General features: G+C 72.1%; 15 protein-coding genes. 10 read left to right on the top strand and 5 right to left on the bottom strand.

Annotated features, from left to right (window positions below; translation table 11 throughout):
* Positions 1-18: 18 nt before the first annotated feature.
* The gene (locus AAG689_RS20930) at positions 19-996 is read right to left on the bottom strand and encodes a 2-dehydropantoate 2-reductase (protein ID WP_406623595.1); all 978 of its coding nucleotides are present in this window, start codon (positions 994-996) and stop codon (positions 19-21) included.
* A 33-nt stretch (positions 997-1,029) separates the two neighbouring features.
* Between AAG689_RS20930 and radA the strand changes: the two genes are divergently transcribed.
* From radA to AAG689_RS20915, 3 genes are all read left to right on the top strand, one after another.
* Positions 1,030-2,406: a DNA repair protein RadA gene (radA, locus tag AAG689_RS20925; RefSeq protein ID WP_406623594.1), complete on the top strand. Its 1,377-nt coding sequence runs from the start codon at positions 1,030-1,032 to the stop codon at positions 2,404-2,406.
* A 93-nt stretch (positions 2,407-2,499) separates the two neighbouring features.
* The gene (ccoG, locus tag AAG689_RS20920) at positions 2,500-3,927 is read left to right on the top strand and encodes a cytochrome c oxidase accessory protein CcoG (protein WP_406623593.1); all 1,428 of its coding nucleotides are present in this window, start codon (positions 2,500-2,502) and stop codon (positions 3,925-3,927) included.
* Positions 3,924-4,967 (top strand): acyl-CoA dehydrogenase family protein, encoded by a 1,044-nt coding sequence (locus AAG689_RS20915; RefSeq protein ID WP_406623592.1) that lies wholly within the window; start codon positions 3,924-3,926, stop codon positions 4,965-4,967. The genes ccoG and AAG689_RS20915 overlap by 4 nt, the downstream gene beginning before the upstream one ends.
* Positions 4,968-5,039: 72 nt before the next feature.
* Here AAG689_RS20915 and AAG689_RS20910 read toward each other — a convergent pair whose 3' ends face one another.
* Positions 5,040-6,467: a PLP-dependent aminotransferase family protein gene (locus AAG689_RS20910; RefSeq protein WP_406623591.1), complete on the bottom strand. Its 1,428-nt coding sequence runs from the start codon at positions 6,465-6,467 to the stop codon at positions 5,040-5,042.
* Positions 6,468-6,544: 77 nt separating this feature from the next.
* Between AAG689_RS20910 and AAG689_RS20905 the strand changes: the two genes are divergently transcribed.
* The 3 genes from AAG689_RS20905 to AAG689_RS20895 are packed head-to-tail and all read left to right on the top strand — an operon-like array spanning position 6,545 to position 8,165.
* On the top strand, positions 6,545-6,973 hold the full coding sequence (locus AAG689_RS20905; protein WP_406623590.1) for a glycerate kinase: 429 nt from the start codon (positions 6,545-6,547) through the stop codon (positions 6,971-6,973).
* A gap of 41 nt (positions 6,974-7,014) precedes the next feature.
* Positions 7,015-7,953: a branched-chain amino acid transaminase gene (locus AAG689_RS20900; protein WP_406623589.1), complete on the top strand. Its 939-nt coding sequence runs from the start codon at positions 7,015-7,017 to the stop codon at positions 7,951-7,953.
* Positions 7,954-7,958: 5 nt separating this feature from the next.
* The gene (locus AAG689_RS20895) at positions 7,959-8,165 is read left to right on the top strand and encodes a zinc-finger domain-containing protein (RefSeq protein ID WP_020226675.1); all 207 of its coding nucleotides are present in this window, start codon (positions 7,959-7,961) and stop codon (positions 8,163-8,165) included.
* Positions 8,166-8,178: 13 nt separating this feature from the next.
* On the opposite strand, the gene AAG689_RS20890 is transcribed toward AAG689_RS20895, so the two are convergent.
* Positions 8,179-9,141 carry a glycosyltransferase family 32 protein gene (locus AAG689_RS20890; protein WP_406623588.1) on the bottom strand — a complete coding sequence of 321 codons (963 nt, stop codon included), beginning with the start codon at positions 9,139-9,141 and terminating at the stop codon, positions 8,179-8,181.
* 75 nt (positions 9,142-9,216) lie between these two features.
* Here AAG689_RS20890 and AAG689_RS20885 point away from each other — a divergent pair, with 75 nt between their 5' ends.
* Genes AAG689_RS20885 through AAG689_RS20870 form a run of 4 tightly spaced genes read left to right on the top strand, consistent with a single transcriptional unit; the run spans position 9,217 to position 13,598 of the window.
* Entirely contained in the window at positions 9,217-10,527 is a 1,311-nt protein-coding gene (locus AAG689_RS20885) for an O-antigen ligase family protein (RefSeq protein ID WP_406623587.1), read from the top strand.
* Entirely contained in the window at positions 10,499-11,629 is a 1,131-nt protein-coding gene (locus AAG689_RS20880; RefSeq protein WP_406623586.1) for a glycosyltransferase, read from the top strand. Before AAG689_RS20885 ends, AAG689_RS20880 begins: the two co-directional genes overlap by 29 nt.
* Positions 11,626-12,645 carry a glycosyltransferase family 2 protein gene (locus AAG689_RS20875; RefSeq protein WP_406623585.1) on the top strand — a complete coding sequence of 340 codons (1,020 nt, stop codon included), beginning with the start codon at positions 11,626-11,628 and terminating at the stop codon, positions 12,643-12,645. Before AAG689_RS20880 ends, AAG689_RS20875 begins: the two co-directional genes overlap by 4 nt.
* On the top strand, positions 12,642-13,598 hold the full coding sequence (locus tag AAG689_RS20870) for a glycosyltransferase family 32 protein (RefSeq protein ID WP_406623584.1): 957 nt from the start codon (positions 12,642-12,644) through the stop codon (positions 13,596-13,598). The genes AAG689_RS20875 and AAG689_RS20870 overlap by 4 nt, the downstream gene beginning before the upstream one ends.
* A 51-nt stretch (positions 13,599-13,649) precedes the next feature.
* Here the strand turns inward: AAG689_RS20870 and AAG689_RS20865 are convergent, their stop codons facing one another.
* Positions 13,650-14,708, bottom strand: coding sequence for a nitronate monooxygenase family protein (locus AAG689_RS20865; protein ID WP_020226669.1), 1,059 nt, complete (start codon positions 14,706-14,708; stop codon positions 13,650-13,652).
* A complete protein-coding gene (locus tag AAG689_RS20860) occupies positions 14,705-15,577 on the bottom strand; it encodes a LysR family transcriptional regulator (RefSeq protein WP_406623583.1) in 873 nt (290 codons plus the stop codon). The genes AAG689_RS20865 and AAG689_RS20860 overlap by 4 nt, the downstream gene beginning before the upstream one ends.
* Positions 15,578-15,616 lie beyond the last annotated feature (39 nt).

Below are 15,616 nucleotides of genomic sequence, written 5' to 3'. Positions count from 1 at the left end.
AAGCTCTGGAGGCCGATTTCAATACAAACCGCGCGTGCGCGCCATGAGCCGCGTGAGGCCCAGCAGCGCGTCGGTGTGCGGCGTGGGCACGCCGGTGCGCTGGCCCAGCTCGCACACCGCGCCCACCAGGGCGTCGACCTCCAGGGGCTTGTGGGCCTCCACGTCCTGCAGCATCGAGGTCTTGAACGCGCCGATCTGGCGCGTGACCGCGAACCGGTCCTCCGGCTGCTGGTCGATGGGCAGGCCCAGGCGCTCGCCGATGGCCTTGGCCTCCAGCATCACGGCGCAGGCGAAGCCGCGCACCAGGTCGTCGTCCAGGATGCGGTCGGTGGTGGCGCCGGTGAGCGCGCTGATGGGGTTCATGGTCAGGTTGCCCCAGAGTTTGAACCAGATGTCGCGCTGGATCCGGGTGGAGCGCTCGGCCTCGATGCCGCCGCGCGCGAGCAGCGCGGCGAGCCGCTCCAGGCGTTCGCTGCCTTGCCCGCCGGGTTCGCCCACGATGAGCCGGTTGCCCTGGTGCTGTCGCACGTGGCCCGGCGTGATGAGCGAGCAGCTCGCGTGCACCACGCCGCCGATCACCTGGCCCGCGGGAATGGCGCGCGCGATGGCGCCGTCCCCATCCACGCTGGCCAGCGCCTGCCCGCGCGCGGGGCCTTCGCAGCCATCGGTGAACCACCAGGGCACACCGTTCATGGCGGTGAGCACCACCGTGTGCGGGCCGATCAGCGGGGCGATGCGCCGGGCCACGTCGGGCAAGGCGGGGGCCTTCACGGCGATGACCACGAGGTCCTGCGCGCCCAGCGCGGCAGGGTCGTCGCTGGCATGCACGGCCGCCTGGGCTGTGGTGCCGTCGGGACGGGTGAGGCGCAGGCCCTCGGCCTGCAGCGCGGCCAGGGTGGTGCCGCGCGCGACCACGTTCAATTCGCAACCCGCCTGGGCAAAGGCCGCGCCGAGCCAGCCGCCGATGGCGCCGGCGCCGTAGATGCATGCTTTCATGGGGGCATTGTGCCCCGCTATAGTCGTCGCCCCATGGCCAAGGACAAAACCCTCTACACCTGCAGCGAATGCGGCGGCACCAGCCCGCGCTGGCTCGGCAAGTGCCCCTCGTGCGGCGCGTGGAACACCCTGGTCGAGACCGTGGCCGAGAGCGCCGGCAAGAACCGCCTGAGCGCCCCGAAGCACGCGGGCCTGGCGCAGGCCCAGACGGTGATGCCCCTGGCCGCCATCGAGGCCACCGAGGTGGCGCGCACCGCCAGCGGCATCGAGGAGCTGGACCGCGTGCTGGGCGGCGGCGTGGTCGAGGGCGGCGTGGTGCTGATCGGAGGCGACCCCGGCATCGGCAAGTCCACGCTGCTGCTGCAGGCCATGGACGCGCTGCACCGCGTGGGCCTGCCCACGCTCTACGTGACGGGCGAGGAAAGCGGCGCGCAGGTGGCGCTGCGCTCGCGCCGCCTGGGGCTGGAGGGCAGCCAGGTCAACGTGCTGGCCGAGATCCAGCTCGAAAAAATCCTCGCCACCGTCGAGGCCACGCAGCCCGCCGTCTGCGTGATCGACTCCATCCAGACCATCTATTCCGACCAGCTCACCAGCGCGCCCGGCAGCGTGGCCCAGGTGCGCGAGTGCGCGGCGCACCTCACGCGCATGGCCAAGGCCACGGGCATCGCCGTCATCCTCGTGGGCCACGTGACCAAGGAGGGGGCGCTCGCCGGCCCGCGCGTGCTGGAGCACATGGTCGATACGGTGCTCTATTTCGAGGGCGACACGCACAGCCAGTTCCGCCTGGTGCGCGCCATCAAGAACCGCTTCGGCGCCGTCAACGAGATCGGCGTGTTCGCCATGACCGAGCGCGGCCTGCGCGGCGTGTCCAACCCCAGCGCCATTTTCCTGAGCCAGCACAGCGAGCCCGTGCCCGGCAGCTGCGTGCTGGTCACGCTGGAGGGCACGCGGCCCATGCTGGTGGAGATCCAGGCGCTGGTCGACGGCGGCGGCCCCAGCCCGCGGCGCCTGTCGGTGGGCCTGGAGCGGGACCGCCTGGCCATGCTGCTCGCGGTGCTGCACCGCCACGCGGGCGTGGCCTGCGCGGACCAGGACGTGTTCGTCAACGCCGTGGGCGGCGTGCGCATCAGCGAGCCCGCCGCCGACCTGGCGGTGATGCTCGCCATCACGAGCAGCCTGCGCGGCAAGGCGCTGCCCAAGGGCTTCATCGCGTTCGGCGAGGTGGGCCTGGCCGGCGAGGTGCGCCCCGCGCCGCGCGGGCAGGAGCGGCTCAAGGAGGCCGCGAAGCTGGGTTTCACTGTCGCGGTGGTGCCCAAAGCCAATGCGCCCAAGAAGCCCATCGAGGGCCTGGAGATCCACGCCGTGGAGCGCGTGGAAGAGGCGATGGACGTGGTGCGCGGACTGGCCTGACGCGCTGCATCTGATACGCCCGAATCGCCCGCATCTGCTGCTGGCGGACGGGCGGGGCGCACGCGATAGTCGGGGCAAAAGCAAGGCCCCACCATGTCCCATCCAGAGCGCGCAGCCAGGTCGCGCAAAGTCATTCCCATCGCGCCCGCGCCCGAGACGGTGTCGCTCTACGAGGCGCGGCGCAAGATCCACCCCCGCTCCATCCGCGGCGTTTTCGCGCGGTGGCGCTGGCTCATGGTGTGGGCCACGCAGGTCCTGTTCTACGGCCTGCCCTGGCTCGAATGGGGCCAGCGCCAGATGGTGCTGTTCGACCTGGGCGCGCGGCGCTTCTACCTGTTCGGGCTGGTGCTGTACCCGCAGGACTTCATCTACCTCACGGGCCTGCTCGTCATCTCGGCGCTGGTGCTGTTCCTGTTCACCGCCGTGGCGGGGCGCCTGTGGTGCGGCTTCGCCTGCCCGCAGACGGTCTACACCGAGATCTTCCTGTGGATCGAGCACCGCATCGAAGGCGACCGCAGCGCGCGCCTGCGCCTGGATGCGAGTGGCTGGACAGGGGAGAAACTCTGGAAGAAGACGGCCAAGCAGGGCGCGTGGATCGCCGTGTCGCTGTGGACGGGCTTCACCTTCGTGGGCTACTTCGTGCCCATCCGCGCGCTGGGCGGCGAGCTGCTCGCGCTGCAGGGTTCCTGGCAGATTTTCTGGGTGCTGTTCTACGGTCTGGCGACCTACGGCAATGCCGGTTTCCTGCGCGAGCAGGTGTGCCGCTACATGTGCCCCTATGCCCGCTTCCAGAGCGCGATGTTCGACAAGGACACGCTCATCGTCACCTACGACGCGCAGCGCGGCGAGCCGCGCGGTGCGCGCGGCAAGAACGCGGCAGAGCAGGGGCTGGGCGACTGCATCGACTGTACGCTGTGCGTGCAGGTCTGCCCGGCGGGCATCGACATCCGCGACGGCCTGCAGTACGAGTGCATCGGCTGCGGCCTGTGCATCGACGCGTGCAACGGCGTGATGAACAAGGTGGGGCTGCCGCGCGGCCTGATCCGCCTGGCGACGACCCACGGCCTGCAGGGCCGCTGGAGCTCCGCGCGCATGCTGCGCCGCGTGCTGCGCCCGCGCGTGCTGGGTTATGGTGCGGTGCTGCTGGGTCTGAGCGCCGCCATGGTCGCCAGCCTGTCGCTGCGCACGCCGCTCAAGGTGGACGTGGTGCGCGACCGCGCGGCGCTCTCGCGCATCGTGGCCGGCGGCCAGCTGGAGAACATCTACCGCCTGCAGATCATGAATGCCACCGAGGCGGTGCAAACCTACCGCATCGGCGCGCAGGGGATGGAGGGGATCGCGGTGGCGTCGGACACCTACGTCGAGGTGGGCCCGGCCGCATCGCGCTGGGTGGCCGTGCGCCTGCGCATTCCTTATGGGTCGGCAGGCGCGGGATCGCACCCCGTGCGGTTCGAGGTGGAGTCGCTCGGCGCGGCGCGCGCGCGGGTGGTCGAAAAATCTGTCTTTCTGGTGCCGCGATGACGACATGGCTGGATGAGGAACTGGGCGAGGTGGCCGATGCGCTGGACAGCGGGCCGCCCGCATTCGACCTGCTGGGCCGGCTGGCCGCCGAAGGGCTCACGCGCGTGGGCGTGCCCGCGGCGCTGGGCGGCGACGGCGGCGCGCCCTCCGACGTGGCCGCCGCCGTCGCGGCGGTGGCGCGGCATTCCGTGGCGGCGGCCTTCGTGCTCTGGAGCCAGCGCAGCTATGCCGAGCTCGTCGTGCAGAGCGACAACCCGGCGCTGCGCGCGCGGGAGCTGCCTGCGCTGCTGGAGGGCCGCTGGGCCGGCGGCGTGGGCCTGTCGAATGCGATGAAGTTCCTCGGCGGCATCGAGCCGCTGGAGCTGGCGGCGCGGCCCGATGGGGACCGCTGGCGCGTGGACGGCGTGCTGCCCTGGGTGACCAACCTGCGCGCGCAGGGCTTCAGCGTGGCCGCCGCCGTGCAGCCCGTGCCGGGCGGGCCGCTGCCGGTGGTTGCGCTGCGCTCGGACCAGCCGGGCGTGCGGCGCAGCCCCGACCTGCCCCTGATCGGGCTGCGCGGCTGCGACGTGGCCGCCGTGCGGCTGCAGGGCGCGCTGGCCGGCCCCGAGGACCGGCTGCATGCCGACCTGAACGCCTGGCTGCCGCAGGTGCGGCCGCTGTTCCTGGGCGCGCAGTGCGGCATGTCGATCGGCCTGGCGCGCGCCAGCCTGTTCGCCGCGCAAAAGCGCGTCGGCCGCCGCGAGGCGCTGCGCATGCGCCTGGCCGAGGCGGGCATGGGCCTGGAGGTAGACGTGGCGGAGCTGCTGCAGGGCCTGGACGACGGGCGCTTCGGCGCCGACCCGGCCGCGCTGTTCCGTCTGCGGCTGGCGCTAGCCCTGCACGTGCAGGAAGCGCTGGCGCAGGAGCTGCAGGCCTGGGGCGGCCAGGCCTATCTGGAGGGACAGGCGCCAGGGTTCGCACGGCGCTGGCGCGAGGCGGCCTTCATCCCCATCATCACGCCGAGCGTGGCGCAGCTGGAGATGCAGCTATTGAAAAAATAGCTGCTTGCGCTTGTCGTTTGCCGCTTTAAATATGAAATGGCATTGGAATGACCGATAGTAAAGCGCAGCCAGCTATTCTTTTGGAAGCAACGCTGCGTGCGCCAGCCGTCCCAGCGTGGCCAGTGCCGCTTCGCTGCGCGCGTTCCATTCGTGGCCGTAGTTCAGCCGCAGGCAGTGGGCGAAGCTGCGCGACGCCGAGAAGATCGGCCCCGGCGCGGTGCTGATGCCCTGCGCCAGCGCCTGCCGGTGCAGCCGCAGCGCGTCCACGCCCTCGGGCAGCTCCACCCACAGGAAATAGCCGCCCGCGGGCCGCGTGGCGCGCGTGCCGGGCGGGAAGTGCGCGCCCACGGCCTCGGCGAAGGCCGCCTGCCGTGACGCCAGGGTGTGGCGCAGCTTGCGCAGGTGCTTGTCGTAGCCGCCGCGCCGCAGGTAGTCGGCCAGCGCCATCTGCGCCGGCGCGCAGGTGCCCAGCGTGGTGGTGAGCTTCTGGCGCGCCACGGCCTGCGCGAAGCGGCCCGGCGCCGCCCAGCCCAGCCGGTAGCCGGGTGCGAGGCACTTGGAGAACGAGCCGCAGTGCAGCACCAGCCCCTCGCCGTCGAACGCCTTGGCGGGCAGGGGGCGCCGGTCGCCGAAGTACAGCTCGGCGTACACGTCGTCCTCGATCAGCGGCACACCGTGGCGCGCGAGCAGCGCCACCAGGGCCTGTTTCTTCGCCTCGGGCATCAGGCTGCCCAGCGGGTTCTGGAAGGTGGTCATGAGCCAGCAGGCCTTGGGGCCGTGGCGCGCGATGGCGTGCTCCAGCGCCGCCAGGTCGATGCCCTCGCCCGGGTGCGTGGGCACCTCGATGGCCTGCAGGCCCATGCGCTCCAGCGTCTGCAGGGCAGCGTAGAACGTGGGCGACTCGATCACCACGGCGTCGCCCGGCCGGGCGATGGCCGCCAGGCACAGGTTCAGCGCCTCCAGCGCGCCGTTGGTGACCACGATCTCGTCGGTGTGCACCTGCATGCCGTCGGCCAGGTAGCGCAGCGCGATCTGGCGGCGCAGCGCGGGATTGCCGGGCGAGAGGTCGTCCACCGTGCTCCATGGGTCCAGCGCCTGGGCGCTCGCGGCCATGGCCTGGCCCAGGCGCGCCAGCGGGAACAGCAGCGGGCTGGGGAAGGCCGAGCCGAAGGGCACCACGCCGCGCGCGGTGCCGGCCTGCAGCACCTCGAACACCAGCGCGCTCACGTCCACGGCGATCGAGGCGTCGCCCGGCTGCGACGCGCCGGTGGGCTCGGGCGGGCGCCGGGCCGCGCCCTCGCTCACGTAGTAGCCCGAGCGCTCGCGCGCACGCACCAGGCCGCGCGCCTCCAGCAGGTAGTAGGCCTGGAACACGGTGGAGGCGCTCACGCCGCGGCTCTCGCAGGTGTGGCGCACCGAGGGCAGGCGGTCGCCCGGGCGCAGCACGCCGGCGCGGATGGAGGCTTCGATGTCCGAGGCGAGGGCGGCGTAGCGTGTCATGGCGCAAGCATTGTCCCCTGCGGGGTACGGTACTTCCACATCGCGGGGCGGCGCGCTTCGGGGGACAATCCGCGCCCATGAACTGGCGCAAGATCCTCATTCCCATCGGCATCGTTTTCCTCGTCTTCGCGGCCTGGCGGGCCTACGGCCCGCAAGGCATCCTCACCGTGAGCGGCGGCCTCGTCATGTGGGCGCTGCTGCATTTCACACGCCTCATGAACGTGATGCAGAAGGCGCGCAACAGCCCGATCGGCTACGTGGGCAGCGCCGTGATGCTCAACGCCAAGCTCAAGCCCGGCGTGAACCTCATGCACGTGATCGCCATGACGCGCTCCCTGGGCGAGCAGCTGTCCGCCGAGGGCCAGGACCCCGAGCGCTACCGCTGGACGGACGGCACGCAGTCGCACGTCACCTGCGAGTTCGTGGGCGGGCGCCTGGCGCGCTGGGAGCTGGTGCGCCCCGCGCCGCAGGAGCCGCAAGCGGGGGTGCCGGCCGCCGAATCGTAAAATCGCCGGTTTATCCGAGTTTTCCTCCAAAGGACACCCCCATGAGCCCCGTTGTTCCCTCGATGGCCGACCGTGACGGCACGATCTGGATGGACGGCCAGATGGTGGACTGGCGCGACGCCAAGATCCACGTGCTGACCCACACGCTGCACTACGGCTGCGGCGCCTTCGAAGGCGTGCGCGCCTACAACACGGTGAACGGCACGGCCATCTTCCGCCTGCAGGAGCACACCGACCGCCTGTTCAACAGCGCCAAGATCCTGCGCATGGCCATCCCCTTCACCAAGGACGAGGTCAACGAGGCCCAGAAGGCCGTGGTGCGCGCCAACAACCTGGAATCGTGCTACCTGCGCCCGCTGACCTGGATCGGCTCGCAGAAGCTGGGCGTGTCTCCCAAGGGCAACCAGATCCACCTGATGGTAGCCGCCTGGGCCTGGGGCGCCTACCTGGGCGAGGAGGGCATGCAGCGCGGCATCCGCGTGAAGACCAGCAGCTACACGCGCCACCACGTCAACATCACGATGACGCAGGCCAAGGCGGTGAGCAACTACAGCAACTCCATCCTCGCCAACATGGAAGCGCTCGACGACGGCTACGACGAGGCCCTGCTGCTCGACGCCGCCGGCTTCGTGAGCGAGGGCGCGGGCGAGAACGTGTTCGTGGTGAAGGACGGCGTGGTCTACACGCCCGACCTGTCGGCCGGCGCGCTCAACGGCATCACGCGCAACACCGTGCTGCACATCTGCAAGGACCTCGGCATCGAACTCGTGCAAAAGCGCATCACGCGCGACGAGATCTACATCGCCGACGAGGCCTTCTTCAGCGGCACCGCCGCCGAGATCACGCCCATCCGCGAACTCGACCGCGTCGCCATCGGCGCGGGCAGCCGCGGCCCCGTCACCGAGAAGATCCAGAACGCGTTCTTCGACATCGTGAACGGCCGCAATCCCAAGTACGCCCACTGGCTCACCAAGGTCTGATGCATATGTCGCAAGCCGTCGTCGAACTGCTGGCCAAGGACCTCAACGCGCAGGGTGGTGTGTACTGCCCCAGCCCCAAGGCCGACATGAAGCTCTGGAACAGCCACCCCAAGGTGTACCTGGACGTGGCCCACACGGGCGAGGCCAAGTGCCCCTATTGCGGCACCGTGTACCGGCTCAAGGCGGGCGAAGTCGTCCGCGCAGGCCACTGATACGGGCTTGCCGTCACCTTCCCGCGCAGGCGCGTTGCCAGAGGCTGCCCGCCGCGGGGCCCCCATGCAGCTCGAAGAGTTCCGCGAAGTGCCGCCGCTCGCCGCCGCGCAGCTTGATGAGCGGCGCGGTGGGCTCCTGCGCGGCCGCCAGGCACAGGCGTGGGTAGAGCCAGTACCACTTCCAGCCCACGGCCTTCTGGTGGAAGAAGGCCGTGTCCTCGGCCTTGAAGAGGGCCAGCCGGAAGCCGTTGTCCCGGCGCAGCGCCTGCTGCGCCGCCACGTGGATCAGCAGGTACTGCGGATCGGCGATGCCCTGCAGCACCTGGGCCCCCTGGGGCGACGCCTGCAGGGCCTGCAGGTAGGTCGCGCTGCCCTGCTCGACCAGTGCGTGGTGGAACTCCTGCTGCCAGGCGCTGACGAAGGGCGTGTGCGCGGGCGCGCCGAAGATCCAGCTCTCCACCACCGGGTAGCGCGCGTCGTGCGTGAAGCCTTCCAGGAAGAAGCCCACGAACTCCGCGCCCTGCGCGCGCCGCGCGGTGTCCATCCAGTCCAGCGGCTGGGTGAGCAGCGTGGTCGCGTCCAGCCAGTAGCCGCCATGGTGGCGCACCAGGTACAGGCGCAGCCAGTCGGACTGCTTGGTGGGGTGCAGCTGCGCGAAGCCCTCGGGCAGGTGCTCCGGCGGCACGTGCGGGCCGAGGTCGGCGCCGTTCAGCACGTGGATCTCGTAGTCCGGGCATTGCGTGCGCCAGTTGGCGATGCACTGCGCCACCACCGCGTCGGGGGTCTGCGTGTTCCAGTAGCTCCAGATGCGGCGGGGAATGGCGCCCTGCCGGGCGGGCGGCTGCGTCGCGGCCTGCGGCCCCACGAAGGCCGTCGTCAGGGGCTGTCCCGGATAGGCCCGCGCGCTGCGGGGCTGCACGGCGGTCAGCAGCCGGTAGGCGGCGCGCAGGATGGGGGCGGGAATGCGTGAGGACATGGCAATAACAACAACGGCGGGCGTACTGCGCGTTCGCGCGACGGCCGGTATTCTGTCACCGGCGCACACGATTCCATGATGTTTGACTCTCTTGTCGGCCCTGCGCCCTGGCCCCGCCGGGTGGCGACCGCGGCGCTGTTCCTGGTGCCCGCGCTGGCCCTGGTGGTGCAGTCGGGCTACTCCTTCGGCGCGGCGCTGTTGCTGATCGGCGCCCTGTGTTCCATACACCGCTGGCCGCGTGGCACCCACAACCCCTGGACCTGGGCGCTGGCCGTGGTCCTGCTGGGCATGGGCGTGCTCTGGTACGTGCTGGCCGACCCGCAGGAGGCCTGGGGGCGGTGGGACCGGCCGGCCAAGTTCTTCCTCGGCACTGCCTGCCTGCTGTTCGTGAGCCGCGCCGCGCCCCGGCCCCGGGCGCAGTTCTGGGGCTTGCTCGCGGGCTGCCTGGGCGCGGGCGCCGTGGCGCTGTGGCAGGTGCACGTGGAAGGCGCGCCGCGCGCGTCGGGCTTCCCGTCGCGGCACACCAACGCCATCCAGTGGGGCAACATCGCGCTGCTCATGGGCACCATGCTCGCCATGCAGACGATCGCGCTGCGCCGGCAACTGGGTCGGGGCCGTGTGCTGGCTGCAGCCCTGGCCGTGCTGATGGCGCTCAACGCCTCGGTGCTCTCGCAGTCGCGCGGCGGGTGGCTGGCGCTGGCCATGGCCCTGCCCGTGGGGCTGTACCTGCTGTGGCGCTTCCACCGGCGCGACCTGTGGCGCGTGCTGGGCGGCCTGGCGGCGGTGCTGGCGGTGCTGGCGGCTGCGAACCATGACCTGCTCGACCAGCGCTGGGCGCTCATGGAAAAGGAGGTCCAGATCTACAGCAGCAGCCGCGAGGCCGACAACTCCGTGGGCCAGCGCCTGGAGCACTGGCGCTTCGCCTGGGAGGCCGGGCTGGAGCGTCCGCTGCTCGGCTGGGGCATGCGGGGCTACCTCGACGAAAAGGCCCGGCGCGTGGCGGCGGGGCAGTACGAGCCCTCCATCCTGGAATACATCTACACGCACAACGAGCCGCTGGACATGTTCGTCAAGGCGGGCCTCGTGGGCGTGCTCTGGCTGCTGCTGCTGTATGCCGTGCCGCTGGCCATGTTCTGGCCCACGCGCGCGCGCATGGCGGCCTATGCGCGGCAGCCCGAGGGTGTGCAGGCGCAGATGCTGGCGCTGCGCCTGGGCGGCGTGTGCATTCCGGTGCTGTACGCGGGCTTCGGCATGACGCAGGTGTTCTTCGCCCACAACAGCGGCATCATGTTCTACCTGTTCATGACCATGCTCACCTGGGCCGCGCTGCGCGGCATGGATGCCGAGCACGCCGACCATGGCCCTTCTTCCCGCTCTCCCCGCTGACCGCCGCCCGCGCGTACTGCACTTCGTGACCGGCGGCTTCTCCGGCGCCACGCAGGTCGCCGTGGACCTGGTGCGCGCGCACGCCGCATCGGGCCGCTGCGACGCGCTGCTGGCGCTGCGCCGCAAGCGCCATACGCCGCCGGAGCGCGTGCAGGCCCTGCGCGACGAGGGCCTGGCCGTGGAGCTGGTGCCCGGCTGGGCGCACGCGGCCACCGTCTGGCAGCTGGCCGCGCTGTGCCGTCGCTGGCGGCCCGACGTGCTGGTGGCCCACGGCTTCAGCGAGCACCTGTGGGGCCGCTACGCGGGCCTGATCGCTGGCGTGCCGCGCCTGGTGCACGTGGAGCACAACTCGCGCGAACGCTACAGCGCGTGGCGGCTGCGCCAGGCGCTGTGGCTGGCCGAACGCACCGAGGCCATCGTCGGCGTCTCCGAGGGAGTGCGCCAGAGCCTGCTGGCGCGCGGCTTTCCGCCCGAGAAAACCATCGCCATCCCCAACGGCATCCACCTCGCGCCCTACGAGCGCGCCGACGCGATGGCCTGGGCAGACCGCGTGCCTGGCATCGTCATGGCCGCGCGCTTCGCGCGCCAGAAGGACCACGCCACGCTGCTGCGCGCCGTGGCCTTGCTGCGCGATCGCGGCCTGGCGCCGCCCGTGAAGCTCGCAGGCGGCGGCAAGGCGAGTGCGCAGCGCGCGGCGCGCAAGCTCTGCGCCGAGTTGGGGCTGGACGGGCAGGTGGAATTCCTCGGCCACTGCGGCGACGTGCCCGGCCTGCTCATGCGCCACCGCATCTGCGTGCTCGCCACCCACTTCGAGGGCATGCCGCTCTCGCTCATCGAAGGCATGGCTGCGGGCTGCGCCGTGGCGGGCAGCCGCGTGGTGGGCGTTCAGGAGGTCATCGCCGACGGCCGCAACGGCCTGCTGGCGGCCCACGCCGACCCGGCCGCGCTGGCCGATGCGCTGCAGCGCCTGCTTACGCAGCACGAGGATGCCGAGCGCATGGCCCGCGCCGCGCGCGCCGACGCGCTGCGGCTCTACGGCATGGCCACCATGACGGCACGCTACGAAGACCTGCTGCTGCGCGGCCTGGAGGCGCCGCGATGACCGCGCCCTGGCTCAGCGTCCTCGTGCCCGTCTACAACGTGCAGGACTATCTGGAGGAGTGCCTGGCCTCGGTCATCGAACAAGCAGGCGAGGGCGTCGAGATCCTCGTGCTCGACGATGCCTCCACCGACGGCTCGCGCGCGCTCATGGATCGGCTCGCCGCGCGCTGGCCCGGACGCCTGCGCCTGCACCACCACGCGGCCAACCAGGGCCTGAGCGCGGCGCGCAACACGCTGATCGACGCCGCGCGCGGCGACTACCTCTGGTTTCTCGATTCCGACGACAAGCTGCTGCCCGGCGCCCTGGCGGGCCTGCAGGCCATCGTGCGCGAGCACGTGCCCGATGCGGTGCTGTGCGACTTCGCGGTCTGGCGCGAGAGGCCCCGTTGGAAGCACCGGCTGCGCGGCGAATCGCACCGCGCCACCTTCGCCGGCGCGGCGGGCGGCCCGTCCACCGACCGCGCGGCGCTGCTCGCCGGGCTGCTCATGACGGGGCAGCTGCACGCCTGGTCCAAGGTCACGCGGCGCGCGCTGTGGGGCGCGGACCTGCGCTTTCCGCCGGGCCGCTACTTCGAAGACATGGCCACCATGCCGCTGGCGCTGCTGCGCGCGCGCAGCCACTGCTACGCGCCGGTGCCCTGGGTGGCCTACCGCCAGCGCGGCAGCAGCATCCTGTCCACCATGACGCTGCCCAAGGCGCTGGACCAGTCGCGCGCGCTGACCGCCTTCGCCCAGGCGCTGGCGGCCGCCGAGGCGGCAGGGCGGCTGCCCGCCAGCCCTGGTCTGCATTTCGCATTGGCGCACCAGAGTGCGCGCTGCCTCGTGGGCGCCATGCGCTTCGTGCAGAACGCCGCGCTGCCCGAGGCCGAGCGCCGCGCCGCCGCCGAACAGGTGCGCGCCGACTTCGCCGCCCACTCTCCGCTGGGCGTGCACGCGCTGGCGCGCGCCTACGCACGGCGCGGCTGGTGGCTGCGCGCGGCCAAACTCCTGCGCGCCCACGGCGTGGCGGCCGCATGACCGCCACACGCCTGTCCTTCAAGAGCCGCAGCGAGCTGTGGCTGGCCCGCTGGCTGCGGCGCTGGTACGGCCTGTGTCCGCGCTGGCTGGAGGCCGCGCCCGCGCCCGCGCCCGCCTTCACGCCGTACGGCAGCGGCGCGCCCCTGGCCCGGGCCATCCCACCCATCGTCTGGGCCTACTGGCAGGGCGGCACGCCGCCGCTGGCCGTGCAGCGCTGCATCGACGGCTGGCGGCGCCTGCACCCGCATTTCGACATCCGCGTGCTCGACGACCGCAGCGTGCTCCAGCACCTGCCGGCCCTGCCCGCCGCGCTGCAGGATGCCTCGCCTGCCAAGCGGGCCGACTGGATCCGCCTGGAGCTGCTGCTGCGCCACGGCGGCATCTGGCTCGACGCCAGCACCATCCTCACCCAGCCGCTGGACTGGGTGCTGGCCGAGCAGGCGCGCACCGGCGCCGACTTCGTGGGCTACTACCTGGCGCTGTACACCAGCGTCCCCGAGCGCCCGGTGGTCGAGAACTGGTTCATGGCCGCGCCGCCCGCCAGCCCCTTCATCGCGGCGCTGCAGCGCGAGTTCACCGGCGAGGTCATCGCCCGCAGCGGCGAGGAATACATCGCCCACCTGCAGGCCCAGGGCCTCTACGAGCAGGCGCTGCAGCGCATCGACGCGCCCGCCTACCTCACCATGCACCTGGCCCTGCAGGCCGTGCTGCTGCGCGGCGGCGCCTACCGCCTCAGCCTGGCCCGGGCCGAGGACGGCCCCTACCTCTACCACGCGCTGGGCGGCTGGCGCCGCGCCCCGCTCAAGCTGCGCCTGCTGTTTTCGCGTATCCGCGGCCCGCTGCCGCCGCTCGTCAAGCTGCGCGCGCCCGACCGGCGGCGCCTCAGCGACTACCTGGCGCGCGGCCTGTACCTGCCGGACAGCGTGGCCGGCCGGTGGCTGGATCGCTCCTGATTCAGTAGCTGCTTGCGCTTTCTGGATAAGCGCTGGGGGCCAAAAACACCCTTATTCCTGAGCGCATGCCGTGGCGGCGCGCCATTCCTGTGCCAGCAGCGCCACCAGTTCGCCCGCAGGCATCACGCGCGCTGCGCCCACGCCCTGGCCGGCCCAGAGCGACAGGTAGTCCGCCCGGCCCTGCGCGCCGGCCGCGCGGCGCAGCGCGCCGGTGAGCGCGTTCTGGATGGGGTAGGGCGGGATGGCGGCCTCGTCGGGGGCCAGCCGCTCCATCATCGTGTTGACGATGCCGCGCGCCGGCCGGCCCGAATAGGCCCGCGTGATGCGCGTGTCGGTGCCCTGGGCGCGGGCCATGGCCGCACGCTGCGCGGGGGTGATGCCCGACTCGGGGCAGGCCAGGAAGGCCGTGCCCATCTGCACCGCCTGCGCGCCCAGCGCCTGGGCGGCGGCGATGCCGCGCCCGTCCATGATGCCGCCCGCGGCGATCACGGGAATGCGCAGCGCGTCCACGCACTGCGGGATCAGCGCCATGGTGCCAACCAGGCTCGCGTCGAAATCCCCGAGGAACGTTCCGCGATGGCCGCCCGCCTCCATGCCCGATGCACATACCGCATCCGCGCCCACCTCCTGCCAGGCCAGCGCCTCGGCCAGCGTGGTGGCGGTGCCGATGACCATGCAGCCCGCGCCGTGCAGCCGCTCGACCTGCGCGCCGTCGAGGATGCCGAAGGTGAAGCTCGCCACGGCCGGGCGCGCGGCGATGAGCGCCTCGAGCTGCGCCGCGAAGTCTTCGCACCAGCGCGCGGGCGCCTCGGGCGTCAGGCCGAACTCGGCATAGAGCGGGGCGAGGCGTGCCATCGCGGCCTGCACGGTGGCGGCGTCGGGCGCGGGCGTGTCCAGCACGAACAGGTTCATGCCGAAGGGCCTGTCCGTCGCGGCGCGCACGGCGGCGGCGGCCTGGGCCATGGCTTCGGGCGAGCGCATGCCGCAGCCCAGCATGCCCAGCCCACCGGCCTGGGACACGGCGGCGGCCAGCGGCGGGGTGTCGGAGCCCGTCATCGGGCCCTGGACGATGGGCAGGGGGATTCCCAGGCGTTGCAGCAGCGGGGTCATGGTGTGTCGTCTCCGTTGGAAAGAAGGGTGTCCTGCAGCGCCGCGAACGCCGGCGTGGCGTAGCCCGCGCGGTGCACGAGCACCGTGTCGCAGGTGCCCAGCGGCACCCATTGCAGCGCGGGTGGCGTGCGCAGCAGCTCCAGCACCGACTGCGGCACCACGCCCGCGCAGCGGCCGGCGGCCACGCAGGCCAGGATGGCGGGGTAGGAGGCCAGCTCCAGCACCCGCGGCGGCTCGCCGCCGGCCTGGCGCATCCAGTCCTCGCCCATGCGGCGGTAGGTGCAGCCGTGGGCGAAGGCGGCGAACTGGTCCAGGCGCAGGTCCGCAGGGCGGGCAACGGGCGGGTGGCTCGCCGGCAGGGCCAGCAGCAGGGTTTCGGTGAACACGGGAGTGCGCTCCACGGGCGCGTCCGGCTCCAGCCCCGGGGGCGGCCAGGCGACCAGGGCGCAGTCGAGCTGGTGGGCCAGCACCTGCTCGACCAGTTGGCGCGAGGGCGCGGTGCGCAGCTCCAGCACCAGCTGCGGCCACTGCGCATGCAGCCGCGCCAGCGGCCCGGGCAGGCGTGCGGCGGCGGTGCTTTCCATGGCGCCCAGGCGCAGCAGGCCCGTGGGCTGGCCGGGGCGCACGGCCTGGCGCGCTTCCTCGGCCAGGGCCAGCAGCCGGTCGGCATAGCCGCGCAGGATCTCGCCCGCGGGCGTGGGCTGCATGCGCTTGCCCTCGCGCAGGAAGAGCGGCACGCCCAGCTGTTCCTCGAGCTGCTGCACGCGCGTGGTCACGTTGGACTGGGCGCGCCCGAGCCGCTCGGCGGCGCGCGTCACGCTGCCTTCCGCTGCCACGGTGTGGAAGATTTCCAGCGCCACCAGGTCCATTTCATTCTGTTTGTGAGATGATTAATAAAGAAATTATCT

It is taken from the genome of Acidovorax sp. SDU_ACID1 (genome assembly GCF_045291395.1).
In the GTDB taxonomy this organism is placed as follows: Bacteria; Pseudomonadota; Gammaproteobacteria; order Burkholderiales; family Burkholderiaceae_C; genus MR-S7.
The sequence above is the reverse complement of the archived record's forward strand: the minus strand, read 5'-3'. Positions and strand labels throughout refer to the sequence as shown.